This is a genomic window from Sulfurimonas crateris (assembly GCF_005217605.1).
Classification (GTDB): Bacteria; Campylobacterota; Campylobacteria; order Campylobacterales; family Sulfurimonadaceae; genus Sulfurimonas; species Sulfurimonas crateris.
This window is the reverse complement of the sequence record NZ_SZPX01000001.1, coordinates 244,708-257,840: the sequence shown is the minus strand read 5'-3', so window position 1 is coordinate 257,840 and position 13,133 is coordinate 244,708. Positions and strand designations below refer to the sequence as shown.

The following is a 13,133-nucleotide window of genomic DNA, read 5'->3' as shown; positions in this document are numbered from 1 at the left end:
TCATGAATTACAAACAAATAGCACAAGAAACCTTACAAATTGAAGCTCAAACACTCCTAGAGAGCGCCAAAAATATAAGCGATGTATTTGATAAAGCCGTCTCCATAATCCTTGCATGCAAAGGCAAGCTTATAGTTACGGGTGTCGGCAAATCAGGGCTTATCGGTGCAAAAATGGCAGCAACATTTGCATCTACCGGAACTCCAAGTTTTTTTCTGCATCCAACCGAAGCACTGCACGGTGATCTTGGAATGATAGGCAAGGATGATGTCGTTTTAGCAATCAGCTACAGTGGAGAGAGCGAAGAGTTAAGTTCAATACTTCCGCATATCAAAAGATTTGACATTCCTCTTATCGGCATGACGAAAAACCATGAGTCTACTCTCGGAAAATATAGCGATATTGTAATAGATGTAGTAGTTGAGAAAGAGGCTTGCCCGCTGAACATCGCACCTACTAGTTCAACCACTCTGACACTCGCACTCGGTGATGCTCTGGCAGTCTGTCTTATGAAGGCAAAAAACTTTCAAAAAAGTGACTTTGCCTCGTTTCACCCTGGCGGAGCTTTGGGAAAGCAGCTATTTGTAAAAGTTAAAGATTTGATGAGAACAGAAGATCTGCCAATCATAACGGCAGACACGAACCTCAAAGATGCCATTGTAAAGATCAGCGAAGGCAGGATTGGAACAGTTTTAATCACCGATGAGTCAGGCAAACTTAGAGCACTTATAAGTGATGGAGACATACGAAGAGCACTTATGAGCGAAGATTTCTCTCTTCAAGAGAACGTCTTAAAGTATGCAACACTTAACCCAAAAACAATTGATGATGAAAATATACTTGCAAGCGAAGCACTTGTAATAATAGAAGATATGAAGATACAGCTTTTAGTTGTAACTGATAAAGAGAAGAGAGTAGTCGGAGTGCTTCACATCCATACTCTTATTGAAAAAGGTATATCGTGAGATTAAACAAATATATTGCTCACCACTCCAGTTACTCAAGAAGAGAAGCTGATAAGGCGATACAAGACGGTTATGTAAGAGTTGACGGAGAGATTCAGACAAACCCTGCAACAGATGTCATAGAGGGCGTAAATATTATCTACGTAAGTGGAAAACAGGTGAGTCCAAGAGACAAATATACTGTAATTGTCTACAACAAACCAAAAGGGGAGCTTGTGACAAAAAGCGACCCAAAGGGCAGAAAAACCATCTATGATAGCTTAAGCAAAGAGTATAAACATTACATTCCGGTAGGTAGGCTTGACTACGCGTCGGAGGGTGTTTTGCTTCTAACCGATGCTTCAAAAGTCGCATCTGCTCTTATGGAGTCTGACTTAGAGAGAATCTACAAGATCAAGATCAAAGGCGAAGTGACTCCGGATATGGAGGACGCGATGCTCAAAGGTATGACACTCGATGATGCATCGGCAGGCGGGCACTCACACTCTAAGGTTATGGCTATGGAGTTTAAACCTTTCATAGGGTATAAGATCCAGAAGAACCAGCCTAACTACTCCATCTTAAAAGTGGCACTCAGCGAAGGAAAAAACCGTGAACTAAGACGCTTTTTTGCCCATTTCGGGGCTGAAGTGGTAGACCTTAAGAGAATCAGTTTTGCAGAGATCGAACTCAATAATCTCCCAGAGGGAAAAGTGAGATTTTTAAGCCGCAGTGAATACTCCGCTCTGGCAAAATTTTTAAAAGATGAGAAGAAATCGGAGCAAAAAGAGTTCAAAGGCAGCGAAAAGAGAAGTTTTAAAAAAGATGAGAGTAAGAACTTTTCCAAAGATAATAAGAAGCCTGCCGTTAAAAGCAAAAAGCCGACAAAAAAGAAGTAGTAAAATTGAATGATTTTACCCACCTTCTGCGTCCACAATCTTTTGACGAACTTATCGGACAGGAGCATCTAAGCTCTAAAGATGCCCCGCTTAGAGTCTTGTGTCAAAAGGGCTCACTTGGACACAGCTTCTTCTTTGGACCATCAGGATGCGGAAAAACATCTATTGCCAGAATCATTGCAAAAGATATGGGACTTCCGTTTTATGAGTTTAATGCTACAAGTATCAAAATTGAGCAGCTAAGAAAGATTTTTGAGCAATACAAAAACACTCTAGAAAAACCACTTATTTTCATAGACGAGGTGCATCGTCTGGCTAAAAACCAGCAGGAAGTCCTGCTTCCTGTTATGGAAAATAACTCTGTATTAGTAATCGGTGCCTCTACTGAAAACCCATTTTTTTCACTTACATCTGCAATCCGTTCACGCTCTATGCTATTTGAACTTCACCATATATCAAACGACGCTCTTAAAAAGCTTCTGCAAAAAGCGATTTCAACTGCTTCTGCTACATGTGACGAGGATGCTGCAGAGTATCTGGTACGAAGCAGCGGCGGAGATGCAAGAGCAATGCTTAAACTGCTTGAGTTTGCCTCAAATATAAATTCCCATATTACTCTTGAGATCTTAAAATCCCTCAGACCAAATGCTCTGAGTGCAGGAAGCAGCGAAGCTGGTGTACATTATGATCTTACAAGTGCGATGATAAAGTCGATAAGAGGCTCTGATATGGACGCTGCTATCTACTACCTTGCCCGCCTTATCGAGGGTGGAGAGAGTGCCGATTTTATTGCAAGAAGGCTTGTTGTTCTAGCCAGCGAAGATGTAGGGAATGCCAACCCGCAGGCACTTACTCTTGCTACCTCAACCTTAACAAGTGTGCTAAAGATCGGTTATCCTGAGGCTAGAATTATATTGGCGCAATGTGTCATCTATCTAGCTTCGTCACCAAAATCAAACTCCGCATATTTGGCCATCAATGAAGCTCAAAGGGCCATAAGAGAGGGCGTTATGCTGGATATTCCAAAAAACATCACTCAAAACAATAGCGGCTATTTGTATCCACACGACTTTGGAGGGTATGTAAAGCAGAAATATCTATCAAAACCTTTGAAGTTTGTTCAGCTCAAAGAGATTGGCTACGAGCGGAAGATTAAGGAGTGGCTAAGCAATCTTTTTAATTTTTAGTTAACTTTAATTGTATTAATAATAAACTGCTGTAAAACAGAAAGAAACAAGGCATTAAAATGGAACTACAAATATCCGCAAACACTCTTGTCTTAACAGGCAACATAAAAAGTATAAGTGACTTTCAAGAGATTAAAAGAACTATTGACAATATGATTGCCGAGCACAAGAGTATCAATCTAAAGATTATAGATTCTCTCTCCATTACATCGTCTGTAATAGGGTACCTTAACAAACTTGTCCTAAAAGACAACATTGACCTCAATGTTATTGTCGGAAATGAGCAGCTTTATCATCTTTTAGATGATCTTAATCTAGTCTCTACATTCAAAGCAAAAAGGGGCTAGTATGACAATAAAATATAAATTAAATCTTATAACCGCAATAGTTGTTTCTTTCGCTCTTATTATTATTGCAACTACGCTCAAAAGTACCCTCACCAACAATGCGATTATCGCCCAAGCGCAAGAGCTAAATATACTCTCTCAAAAGTTAAGCTTGGTTATTCATGAAACTCAAAAAGAGCGCGGTGCGAGTGCAGGCTTTATCGGTTCAAAAGGGAAGCAGTTCGGTGATATTCTGCCTAAGCAAAGAGTAGATACTACAAAAGAGCATGGCGAACTCGAAGCATATATAAAGGGTCTTGATCTTGACTCTTTCCCGCAAGAGCTCAAAAGTGAAATAGCAGCTTTTAGCGCAGATATGAGTAAAATTTCGCAGATACGCTCCGAGGTTGATTCTCTGTCTATCGGTTTGGGCGATGTCGTAGCTTACTATACCGGTATGAACAAAAAGATCCTCAACATAATTTCTCTTACCGCAAAACTTGCAAATACTCAAGAGCTGGTAAAAGCACTTGACTCTTATACAAACTTCTTAAAGTCAAAAGAGCGTGCCGGAATTGAGAGAGCGGTTCTTAGCGGTACTTTTGCCGCCGATAAGTTTGGAGAGGGGGTATTTGCAAAGTGGATAACTCTTGTGGCTGAACAGGACGCCTATTTAGACTCTTACCAATCTATGGCTACTGAGAGTTCAAAAGCTCTCTATGCGCAAAAGATGAACTCTCCTGTCATAGAGCAGGTAAACAAGATGAGAGATATTGCCAGAACAAAGTCGCTTGAGGGCAACTTCGGAGTCAACAGCGTCGAGTGGTTTCAAACTATAACAAAAAAGATAAACCTTCTAAAAGAGGTTGATGACGAACTAGCTAAACAAAACAGCATGCTTTTGGAGAAAGTAAAATCTGAGCAGAATATGCTCGCACTCATAACACTTGCAGGTTATTCAATATTTGCGATAGTTATCTTTGCTATCATATTTATCGTCAGCAGAGGCGTCAACAGAAGTGTTAGAAGCTCTTTGGAGAAGATAGAGTGCGTATCTAGCAACCTAGACCTAACGTGCGATGTCGTGGTAGAGGGCAAAGATGAGATCTCCCAGATATCTAAAGCTCTGCATGTAATGATCGTCGCTTTCAAGCAGAGTGTCTATCAGGCAAAAGACGTATCTGAGACGACATCAAAAGAGAGTAAGAACCTAAACGATATAGTTGATGAACTTACTAAAAATGGTGAGTTTGCGGATGTAAAAATATCAAATATAAATGTATTAGTCAGCGAAGTTGGCGAACGCCTTGACGCTATCGAAGAGGCATCTATAACTGTTACTGAAGATTTGAAAAAGACATTTAGCGTTCTTGACGGTTTTATAGAGAAACTAGATTCTGTAGTTGTAGCGATCGAGGTGGGTAATGAGAATCAGCAAGACCTAGTTCAAAAGGTCTCTTCACTTACGGAACAGGCTAAAAACATTAAGGACGTATTGGCTATCATCTCCGATATCGCAGACCAGACAAATCTGTTAGCACTCAATGCGGCTATCGAAGCGGCACGTGCGGGTGAACATGGAAGAGGGTTCGCGGTTGTTGCGGATGAGGTGAGAAAACTTGCGGAGAGAACACAAAAGAGTCTTAGTGAGATCAGTGCAAATGTCAATCTTATCACTCAAAACGTTGTTGAGATCTCAGAAGAGACAAACAAAACATCAGAGAGTATGGGTAATATTGCAGATTCTGCACAAGACCTTATCGCATCTGCACAAACAACAAAAGAGAACCTCTCTATCACAACCGACAAGTCAAGTGATGTAATGTACCAGAGTACATATATTGCGACAAAGACGAAAGAGCTTATACGCGATATGGATGAAGTGATAGAGATATCGCAGAAAAATACAGAGCATAGAAACTTAGTTGACAATGCCGCTACAAAACTCTCAGACGATGCACGCAGACTACAAGACGAACTTAGTAAATTTAGAATTTAATGAACGGTACTATCGATAGTTCAATCTTAGTCTATCTAAAGTCTTTAACACTTCTTTGTGTTGAAGACAATAAAACCACACAGCTTCTTTATCAATCCATCTTTGAAGACCTTGTAGCGAATATCATCCTTGCTGATAACGGCGAAGATGGGTATGAGAAGTTTCAAAATCAAAAGATCGATCTAATTATCGTTGACTACGATATGCCTGTACTAAACGGCATAGAGATGATCAAAAAAATAAGAGATGGCGATAAAGAGATTCCGATCATTCTAGTCTCCGCCATACAAGATATTGACGTTATAGTTCAAGCTCTCCAGCTAAACGTCAACAACTTTTTAAAAAAACCAATAATCGTATCTGAAGTTATGCAGGCCATAGAGAATGTTTCAAAGCTTATCTTTGCGGGCAACTATCTCAAAGAGCAGAGAGAGAAAAAGATAAGAGAGCTTGAGAGAAAAGAGGAGTATAACTCGTATCAGGAAGATCTGGCTTTCTCAAAAGAGCTAAATATCGTAAGAAACGACTTTTATTACAAAATGCTAGATACAGAACAGACAACACTTGTTGATTTTTTATATAAACCATTAGATATTTTAAGCGGGGATGCTTACAGTGCAAGAAAAATATGTGCAGAGAGAGTATTTTACTTTATTGTCGATGGGATGGGCAAAGGTCTCTCTGCATCGCTCAGTTCAATGCTTCTGACTGCTTATGTAAACCATGCTGTAGATAAAATGGGGGAAGATTTTTCATTAAAAAGATTGATAGAATCGTCTCTGGAGTATATAAAACCGATCATTCTTGATGAAGAGGCTCTCTCAACAGAATTTATAGTAATGGACTATAAAAATTCAACTATGATATATTCAAAATTTGCAATGCCGCCATCACTTACGCAGTCCATTGACAACGAAGTAATAAAAATCAGATCAAACAATCCTCCTATGAGCAAATTTACCGATCAATTCGCGATATCTGAAACAGATATTTCCAAAATCACAAAACTCCTATTTTATAGTGACGGCTTAGTAGAGAATAGTGTTAGAGAAAAAGGTAAACTCTACGCGAACTTTATTGAGAACGATTTTCTGCGCTCTTTTACAAAAGATGAACTAAAAGAGAAGCTTTTATACAAGATAGATGCTCAGGAGGATGATATGACCTTCATATTTATAAACCAGCTTCCTTCGAGCCAAAAAGAGAAACGTATTACAAAAACTTTTGAGAGCACTTTAAATGCAGTTGAAGAGGCTAATGACTGGTATACGGATATCTGGAGCGGTTTTACCACAAACTATAAGCTGGCATATAATGCCGGTGTAGTTTTCTCTGAGCTCTTTATGAACGCTTACGAGCACGGAAATCTTGGTCTTGACGCTAAAACAAAGCATAGGCTGCTAAGTGAAGATATCTATTTTACTACACTTGAAGAGCTCCAAAAGAGTTGCAAAAAAGAGATAACTGTGACCATCGATATCATAGAGGCAAATTCAAGTAGATATATGGCTACACTTATAAAAGATGAGGGTCAAGGTTTTAATACCACTATTTTACGTGAAATTTTTAAAGATAGGGATAATTTTAACGGAAGAGGGATCTATATCTCAAGACAATCTTCGCTTGGACTCTATTATAACTCAGAGGGAACCAGCGTTCTTTTTTTGCATAAAGCGTAGTGCGACCGAAGTCACACCCTGCTTATTGACTCTACTTTGATAATGCTGCTTTTGATGCTGTTGCAACTGCACTAAAGCCTGCTGCATCATTCATCGCCATATCAGCAAGTACTTTACGGTCAAGCTCGATGCCTGCTTTTTTCATACCGTTTATGAATGTTGAATAGTTCATACCGTTAAGACGACATGCAGCGTTGATACGGATGATCCATAGTTTACGGAAATCACGTTTTTTCTGCTTGCGGTCACGGAATGAGTAGTACATTGAGCGCTCTAACTGCTCTTTTGCTTTACGGAAGTGTTTACGACGTCCGCTATAAAAACCTTTTGCAAGTTTTAATATTTTTTTGTGTCTTCTTCTGCGAACAACACCTGTTTTTACTCTTGGCATTCTATTTCCTTTTTTCTTTACCCAGACACTCTCTCGTGTTCAAGGTGCCACATCTTAGGTGGTCTTGCCCAGCACTATTTTGCTGGAGATTTAACAATCAACTAAAATTAGTTGATCATAGCCTTAATGTTTTTTTCATCAACTTTTGCAACGACTTTTGGTCTGTTTTGCTTTGTGCGAGTATCTGAATCTTGTTTTGTCAAGATATGGCTTCTAAACGCTGTACCGCGCTTAACAGTGCCGTTTTTCTTAACTTTAAAACGCTTTACAGCGCCTTTAACCGATTTCATCTTTGGCATCGAAACTCCTTTGTAAATTGAAGCGAAATTATACCCAAATTTTTTTAATTTTTGTTATACTCACACTATGAATTCAATCAAACATATAAATAACGCGCTGCAAGATCTGGATAAAGAGGTAGAGACAATACTTATGGATATGAGTCTGCCGATGAATGAAAAAGACAACCAAATGCTGCCCCTGCTGCAACAAAAAAGAGTTCTTGCACAGACGCTAGAAGATCTGACCTACTTAAAGAACAATCCTCCAAAGCCGAATCAGGCGTGCGGGATCTCAAAACATAGAAACGACAAATGATTTTGTTAAAGTTCGAGGCGAAATTAAGTTAATTTGAGGAGTTTACTTGTGGTAAATGACGAAAATTCACTTAATTTCAACGAAGAAATTTAGCAAAAGCATTGTCTTTAAAGTACTTCCCTCCAGATACCTGCGGCACATAACACTCTAAGGCGTGCTGCTGTATTCCTACCCTGACACAGTACCTCAAAGCACTATTGCACAGGTCTAAAGAGAAGCGACGCAATTATAGCCAAAAAAGTTAAATTAAACAAAGAATCAAAGAGATATTGTACCTACGGCACTTTTTATGGCACCCAAATATAGTTTATAATCAAACTCGCTGTTTTGTTTTGCAGCTGCTTGCTCCATCTCCATTGCCATCTCATATATCTCGTTAAATTTTATATTTCCGGCACTCCCCTTTATGGCATGTGCATTTGATCTTATCTTATCATAATCCTTGCTCTGTATAGATTTCTCAAGAGTCTCTAGAATCGAGTCTGTCTCTTTTAAAAAACTCTCAACTATCATAGGAATATATCTGCTTTTCACCCCTATTAAGAGCGCTAGATTGTCATAGTCCAAATTTGAATAATCAACATTTAAAACAAACATAACCAAATCCTTTCACCCTTTTATTATAAAAGCCTACATAGATAATTCTACCGTAAAAAACGGCATTTTTGATACAATACGCCATGCTATATATTGTAACAGCTCTAAAATCGGAAGCTCAGGCATTTGTTGAGAAATACAGCCTTACTAAAACAAGTTCTGATGGCTACACCATTTTTGAAAATGAGAACTTCAGAGTGATTGTTAGCGGGGTCGGAGTAAAGTCTGCAAAAAAAGCCGCCACATTTCTTTTAAAAAAGTTTTCTCACAGCAGCGAAGATAGGTTTATCAATGTGGGTATCTGCGGAGCGAATAAGAGTCATAAGATAGGTACTCTGCTCAATATCGGCTCAATTATATACAGAGGGGCAAGCCATACTCTCAACAAAAGCTCCCTGCACTCTATAACATGCACTAATGAAGAGATATCCAAAGATCAATACGAGATAGTGGATATGGAGTCGTTTGGCTTTTATGAAGCCCTAAAAGAGAAGCAAAACTGCTTCATCTTCAAGGTTGTAAGCGATCATTTTGAGCCAAATAGAGTTACGAAAGATGGTACTAAAAAATTGATCTTAAATGTAGTTGATGAGATTATTAAAGAGGTTGCAAGATGAGAAAAGTCGTGGTCACAGGAGCAAGCAGCGGTATAGGAAAAGAGATCGCAAGAAGATTGCTACTGCTTGATTATAAGGTTATAGGAGTCAGCAGAGGCGTTAAAAAAGAGGATTTTGACTCCCAAAATTTCACGCCGCTTCAAGCAGACCTCTCAGATGAGAAGTCAACCCTTGCAACTTGCAAAAAACTATCAAACGAAGATATATATATGCTTGTAAACTGCGCCGGGTTCGGCAGGTTTGAACCTCATGAAGAGCTAGACAACAAAACTATCACCGACATGGTGTTTTTAAATCTTACCGCTCCGATGCTTCTTGCGAATGCCCTGCTTCGCAACTTGAAAAAAAACAGCGGCTATCTTATAAACATAAACTCCATAGAAGCGCTTAGGTCAAGTAAATTTGCAGGAGTTTACGGTGCTACAAAAGCGGGGCTTAAAGCCTTTGGAGACTCTCTTTTTGAGGAGACCAGAAAGAGTTCTCTGAGCGTTACGAACATAAATCCGGATATGACGCATAGCAACTTTTACAACGCTCTTAGATTTGAGACAAGCCATCATGAAGATGAGAAGCTTCTCTCATCAGATATTGCCGATGCTCTTGAGCATATTCTTAGTATGAGAAAAGGTGCGGTTGTAAGTGAGTATACTATCAGAAGTCTAAATTTTGGAATATCTAAGAAAAAACTATGACCTTATATCTAGTTTTTTAGATGTGGGAATATCTGTAGAGCGCAGAAAATCAAGATTTTTCTTTATCTGCTTCATAGATGCTTTTGTCTCATCTCGAAGGCTCTCCATCAAAGAGGTCGCCTCTTTTAAAAGATATATCGCCTCTTGGATCTCTTTTGGATCTTGGAGTTGCGGAACATCATCCAAAAGCTTACCCAAAGCATTTGGATTTTTCTCAATAATTGCTATTTTTAGCTTATTTAGCCACATTTGTGGTCTCTCTCCAAGCTTCTAACAACCCCTTGAATACATTGCTGACCTCATCAAGTCTTGACTCGTCTTTTTTAAGATTTGCTTCATTTAAAAGCTGTATCTCATAATTATAAAGCCCCTCGAGATATTGCGCTACACGCCCACCCTTCATATCTAAGACGGCAATAAGCTCAGTAATCACGGCAACAGAGCGGTTTATCCAGTAAACCCTCTTCTCGATATCGCCATCTTTGATCGCCTTTTTTGCCTGAGCGTTAAAACGTAGAACCCCTTCGTACAACATCTCTATTAATTTAGCAGGAGACTCTATCCCAACATTATTTTGTGCGTAAATATTATGAGCTACATTACCATACATATCAAATCCTTTTTCACTTCTTTTATCTTCTTCTTGACTTTCTTTCATATCCAATACATCGGTATTTTAAAGACTTTTTTTAATCTTTCGTAACAAATTAACTGCTATAGTCGTTTGATGTATTTGCCATCTCAGTAAACATGGCCGAAGCGTTATTTAGCTTTGCTATCATAGCATCGTATGCAGCGTACTGCTTTGCTAAAATTTCATACTTTGCATCAAGTCTCTCTGTTGCCGACGTTTTTCTCTCTTCTAGTGCGCCTATCCTATCGTTTATAGAATCTTTAAACTGATCAAGAGTTGCATTATATGTAGTATATTGTCCTACGGTTACTGACATTTCATTAAAAACACCGCTTACCTCGGTTTGAGTTCCATCTGCATTAGTAAACATGCCGCCGGAAAAAAATGCTTCTACATTAGTTGAATTCTCGTCCAGTTTAGCATTTAAAACATCCTTATCTACGCTCATTTTTCCATCTTTATCTACGTCAAAACCAAAATCAGACATAGTTCCGACACCTCCGCCAACCGTACTGAACATATTTTCAATGTCACGCATCATTCTTTTTATAGTACTCTCGCTTGAGAAGATACCGCGTTCATCACTCTCTGTACTGGACTTTGTAACTTTAGACAACTCGGTTATAGCCGCATTGTACTTCTCAACAAAACTATCTATTTTCGTCATAATACCGTCACGATCCTGTGCGACACTGACTGTAGAACTTCCAACCTCTTTTAGCGTTATATCAAGCCCTGTAATCAGATCTGTAATATTATTGCTGGTTCTAGTGATCGGCTGACCGTTAAAGGTAAAGTTTGCATCAACTCCGGTTTGAACAGCCGTTAAGCCTGTTGTTAAACTAGAATCTAAAGTACCCGTGACATCTGATATTGTTATATCTTGTGTTGTTCCCGTATCTACAGAGCTAACAAACAAACTAAATTGCCCACTGCTAATCTGAACAATTGTCGCATCTACTTTCTCCCCTGCAGCATCATTTATAAGGTCTTTTAACTCTGTAAGGGTTGTTGTTGCAGTATAGTCTATTAGAAAATCTTGTCCGTCAATGTTAAGATTTATCTGACCCCCGCTTCCAACAAACTCATCTGCCGAAGCAAAAGTGCCGGACTGCTCTATCTGTTTTGTTGCCAAATTGACAACGTCAAGAGTAAAGTCCTGAATATCACTGTTTGCAGCTGCCGTCACTTCAACCGATGTTCCCGCCACTGAAGTAGTGCGCTCATCATATAAAAGAGGCGTCTTAAGAGCATCGATGCTGTCTATCAAATTTGTCATGTTAGCATCTACAAGCTCAAGCGCTTTCTTCTTATCATTTTCATTTGTAATTGATAAATCTACAGGTCTTATAAACTGCGCCTCATCAGCTTCTCTCAACTGATCTAAAACATCCTGTGTCAAAATACTCGAACCGACACCAAGTGAACTGATAGCCATAATAAATCCTTTTGAAAATAATCTTCAATTATTTATAAATTTTATACACTCTAGATCGACCAAAACTATTATTTCTTTAAATTTATGTGGCACTCTTTTTGCTGTACAATTAAGTAAATGCAAAAGGCGGGCTTGTTCATGTTTAATGGCAAAAATATTCTTATTACCGGTGGAACAGGAAGTTTCGGAAAAAAATACACAGAAATTTTACTGCAAAAATACAAGCCGAATAAAATAATAATATTTAGCAGAGATGAGCTTAAGCAGTATGAAATGGCTCAGGTATTTACAGATAAATGTATGAGATATTTTATAGGCGATGTAAGGGATTTAGATAGGCTTAGCGAAGCGATGTACAATGTTGATTTTGTCATACATGCAGCAGCCCTAAAACATGTACCTGTTGCCGAATACAACCCCATGGAGTGTATCAAGACAAATATTAACGGTGCTGAGAATGTCATAAGAGCAGCTATTAAAAACAGTGTAGAAAAAGTAATAGCACTCTCTACCGATAAAGCTGCAAATCCTATAAACCTTTACGGCGCTACTAAGCTGGCATCGGACAAACTTTTCGTAGCTGCTAACAACATGGTGGGCGATAGAAAAACTAGATTTTCAGTTGTTAGATATGGAAATGTTACGGGTTCAAGGGGCTCCGTAATACCATTTTTCAATAAACTAATCGCTGAAGGTGCTACTGAGCTGCCTATTACGGATGAGAAGATGACAAGATTTTTAATCACGCTGGAAGATGGCGTAAATTTTGTCCTTAAAAACTTTGAGAGAATGTACGGCGGAGAGATATTTATCCCAAAAATCCCATCAATGAAGATGACGGATTTAGCAAAAGCAGTGGCACCTAACATGCCTCATAAAATTATAGGTATCCGCCCAGGTGAGAAACTTCATGAGATTATGTGTCCGGCTGATGATAGTCATTTGACATTAGAATTTCATGATCATTATGTTATCAAGCCAACGATACAATTCGCGCATAAGTGTGATTTTACGACAAACAAAATCGGGGAAAAAGGTATTCCGGTAGCACAAGGGTTTGAGTACAACTCCGGCAACAATACCGAGTGGCTTACCAATGAGCAATTTTTAGAAATGCTTAAAAAAGGTTAATA

Annotated in this window: 16 protein-coding genes and 1 other RNA gene; 10 read left to right on the top strand and 7 right to left on the bottom strand. The window is 38.9% G+C overall.

Annotation, left to right across the window (positions count from 1 at the left end; translation table 11 throughout):
* Positions 1-2 precede the first annotated feature (2 nt).
* The 6 genes from FCU45_RS01300 to FCU45_RS01275 are packed head-to-tail and all read left to right on the top strand — an operon-like array spanning position 3 to position 7,034.
* A complete protein-coding gene (locus FCU45_RS01300) occupies positions 3-965 on the top strand; it encodes a KpsF/GutQ family sugar-phosphate isomerase (protein ID WP_137011503.1) in 963 nt (320 codons plus the stop codon).
* Positions 959-1,843 carry a pseudouridine synthase gene (locus FCU45_RS01295; RefSeq protein WP_137011501.1) on the top strand — a complete coding sequence of 295 codons (885 nt, stop codon included), beginning with the start codon at positions 959-961 and terminating at the stop codon, positions 1,841-1,843. The genes FCU45_RS01300 and FCU45_RS01295 overlap by 7 nt, the downstream gene beginning before the upstream one ends.
* Positions 1,844-1,848: 5 nt before the next feature.
* Entirely contained in the window at positions 1,849-3,030 is a 1,182-nt protein-coding gene (locus tag FCU45_RS01290) for a replication-associated recombination protein A (protein WP_137011499.1), read from the top strand.
* 59 nt (positions 3,031-3,089) lie between these two features.
* Complete coding sequence (locus tag FCU45_RS01285; RefSeq protein ID WP_137011497.1) at positions 3,090-3,377, top strand: hypothetical protein; 288 nt, start codon at positions 3,090-3,092, stop codon at positions 3,375-3,377.
* A 1-nt stretch (position 3,378) separates the two neighbouring features.
* Positions 3,379-5,355: a methyl-accepting chemotaxis protein gene (locus FCU45_RS01280; RefSeq protein WP_137011495.1), complete on the top strand. Its 1,977-nt coding sequence runs from the start codon at positions 3,379-3,381 to the stop codon at positions 5,353-5,355.
* Complete coding sequence (locus tag FCU45_RS01275; protein ID WP_137011493.1) at positions 5,355-7,034, top strand: response regulator; 1,680 nt, start codon at positions 5,355-5,357, stop codon at positions 7,032-7,034. The genes FCU45_RS01280 and FCU45_RS01275 overlap by 1 nt, the downstream gene beginning before the upstream one ends.
* A gap of 31 nt (positions 7,035-7,065) precedes the next feature.
* On the opposite strand, the gene rplT is transcribed toward FCU45_RS01275, so the two are convergent.
* Positions 7,066-7,425, bottom strand: coding sequence for a 50S ribosomal protein L20 (gene rplT, locus FCU45_RS01270; RefSeq protein WP_137011491.1), 360 nt, complete (start codon positions 7,423-7,425; stop codon positions 7,066-7,068).
* A 107-nt stretch (positions 7,426-7,532) separates the two neighbouring features.
* Positions 7,533-7,724, bottom strand: coding sequence for a 50S ribosomal protein L35 (gene rpmI, locus FCU45_RS01265; protein WP_137011489.1), 192 nt, complete (start codon positions 7,722-7,724; stop codon positions 7,533-7,535).
* Positions 7,725-7,791: 67 nt separating this feature from the next.
* On the opposite strand from rpmI, the gene FCU45_RS01260 reads away from it, so the two are divergent.
* Entirely contained in the window at positions 7,792-8,022 is a 231-nt protein-coding gene (locus FCU45_RS01260; RefSeq protein WP_137011487.1) for a hypothetical protein, read from the top strand.
* Positions 8,023-8,138: 116 nt separating this feature from the next.
* Here the strand turns inward: FCU45_RS01260 and ffs are convergent.
* Both ffs and FCU45_RS01250 read right to left on the bottom strand, forming a co-directional pair.
* Positions 8,139-8,236, bottom strand: an RNA gene (ffs, locus tag FCU45_RS01255) — signal recognition particle sRNA small type.
* 44 nt (positions 8,237-8,280) lie between these two features.
* Positions 8,281-8,619, bottom strand: coding sequence for an Hpt domain-containing protein (locus FCU45_RS01250; protein ID WP_137011484.1), 339 nt, complete (start codon positions 8,617-8,619; stop codon positions 8,281-8,283).
* A 68-nt stretch (positions 8,620-8,687) separates the two neighbouring features.
* On the opposite strand from FCU45_RS01250, the gene FCU45_RS01245 reads away from it, so the two are divergent.
* Both FCU45_RS01245 and FCU45_RS01240 read left to right on the top strand, forming a co-directional pair.
* Positions 8,688-9,236: a nucleoside phosphorylase-I family protein gene (locus FCU45_RS01245; protein WP_137011482.1), complete on the top strand. Its 549-nt coding sequence runs from the start codon at positions 8,688-8,690 to the stop codon at positions 9,234-9,236.
* Complete coding sequence (locus tag FCU45_RS01240) at positions 9,233-9,928, top strand: SDR family NAD(P)-dependent oxidoreductase (protein ID WP_137011480.1); 696 nt, start codon at positions 9,233-9,235, stop codon at positions 9,926-9,928. Before FCU45_RS01245 ends, FCU45_RS01240 begins: the two co-directional genes overlap by 4 nt.
* Here FCU45_RS01240 and FCU45_RS01235 read toward each other — a convergent pair.
* From FCU45_RS01235 to fliD, 3 genes are all read right to left on the bottom strand, one after another.
* A complete protein-coding gene (locus FCU45_RS01235; RefSeq protein WP_137011478.1) occupies positions 9,923-10,177 on the bottom strand; it encodes a hypothetical protein in 255 nt (84 codons plus the stop codon). The genes FCU45_RS01240 and FCU45_RS01235 overlap by 6 nt on opposite strands.
* Complete coding sequence (gene fliS, locus FCU45_RS01230) at positions 10,164-10,538, bottom strand: flagellar export chaperone FliS (protein ID WP_137012006.1); 375 nt, start codon at positions 10,536-10,538, stop codon at positions 10,164-10,166. The genes FCU45_RS01235 and fliS overlap by 14 nt, the downstream gene beginning before the upstream one ends.
* A 97-nt stretch (positions 10,539-10,635) precedes the next feature.
* On the bottom strand, positions 10,636-12,000 hold the full coding sequence (gene fliD / locus FCU45_RS01225; protein ID WP_137011476.1) for a flagellar filament capping protein FliD: 1,365 nt from the start codon (positions 11,998-12,000) through the stop codon (positions 10,636-10,638).
* Positions 12,001-12,138: 138 nt separating this feature from the next.
* Between fliD and pseB the strand changes: the two genes are divergently transcribed.
* Entirely contained in the window at positions 12,139-13,131 is a 993-nt protein-coding gene (pseB, locus tag FCU45_RS01220) for a UDP-N-acetylglucosamine 4,6-dehydratase (inverting) (protein WP_137011474.1), read from the top strand.
* Positions 13,132-13,133: the final 2 nt, after the last annotated feature.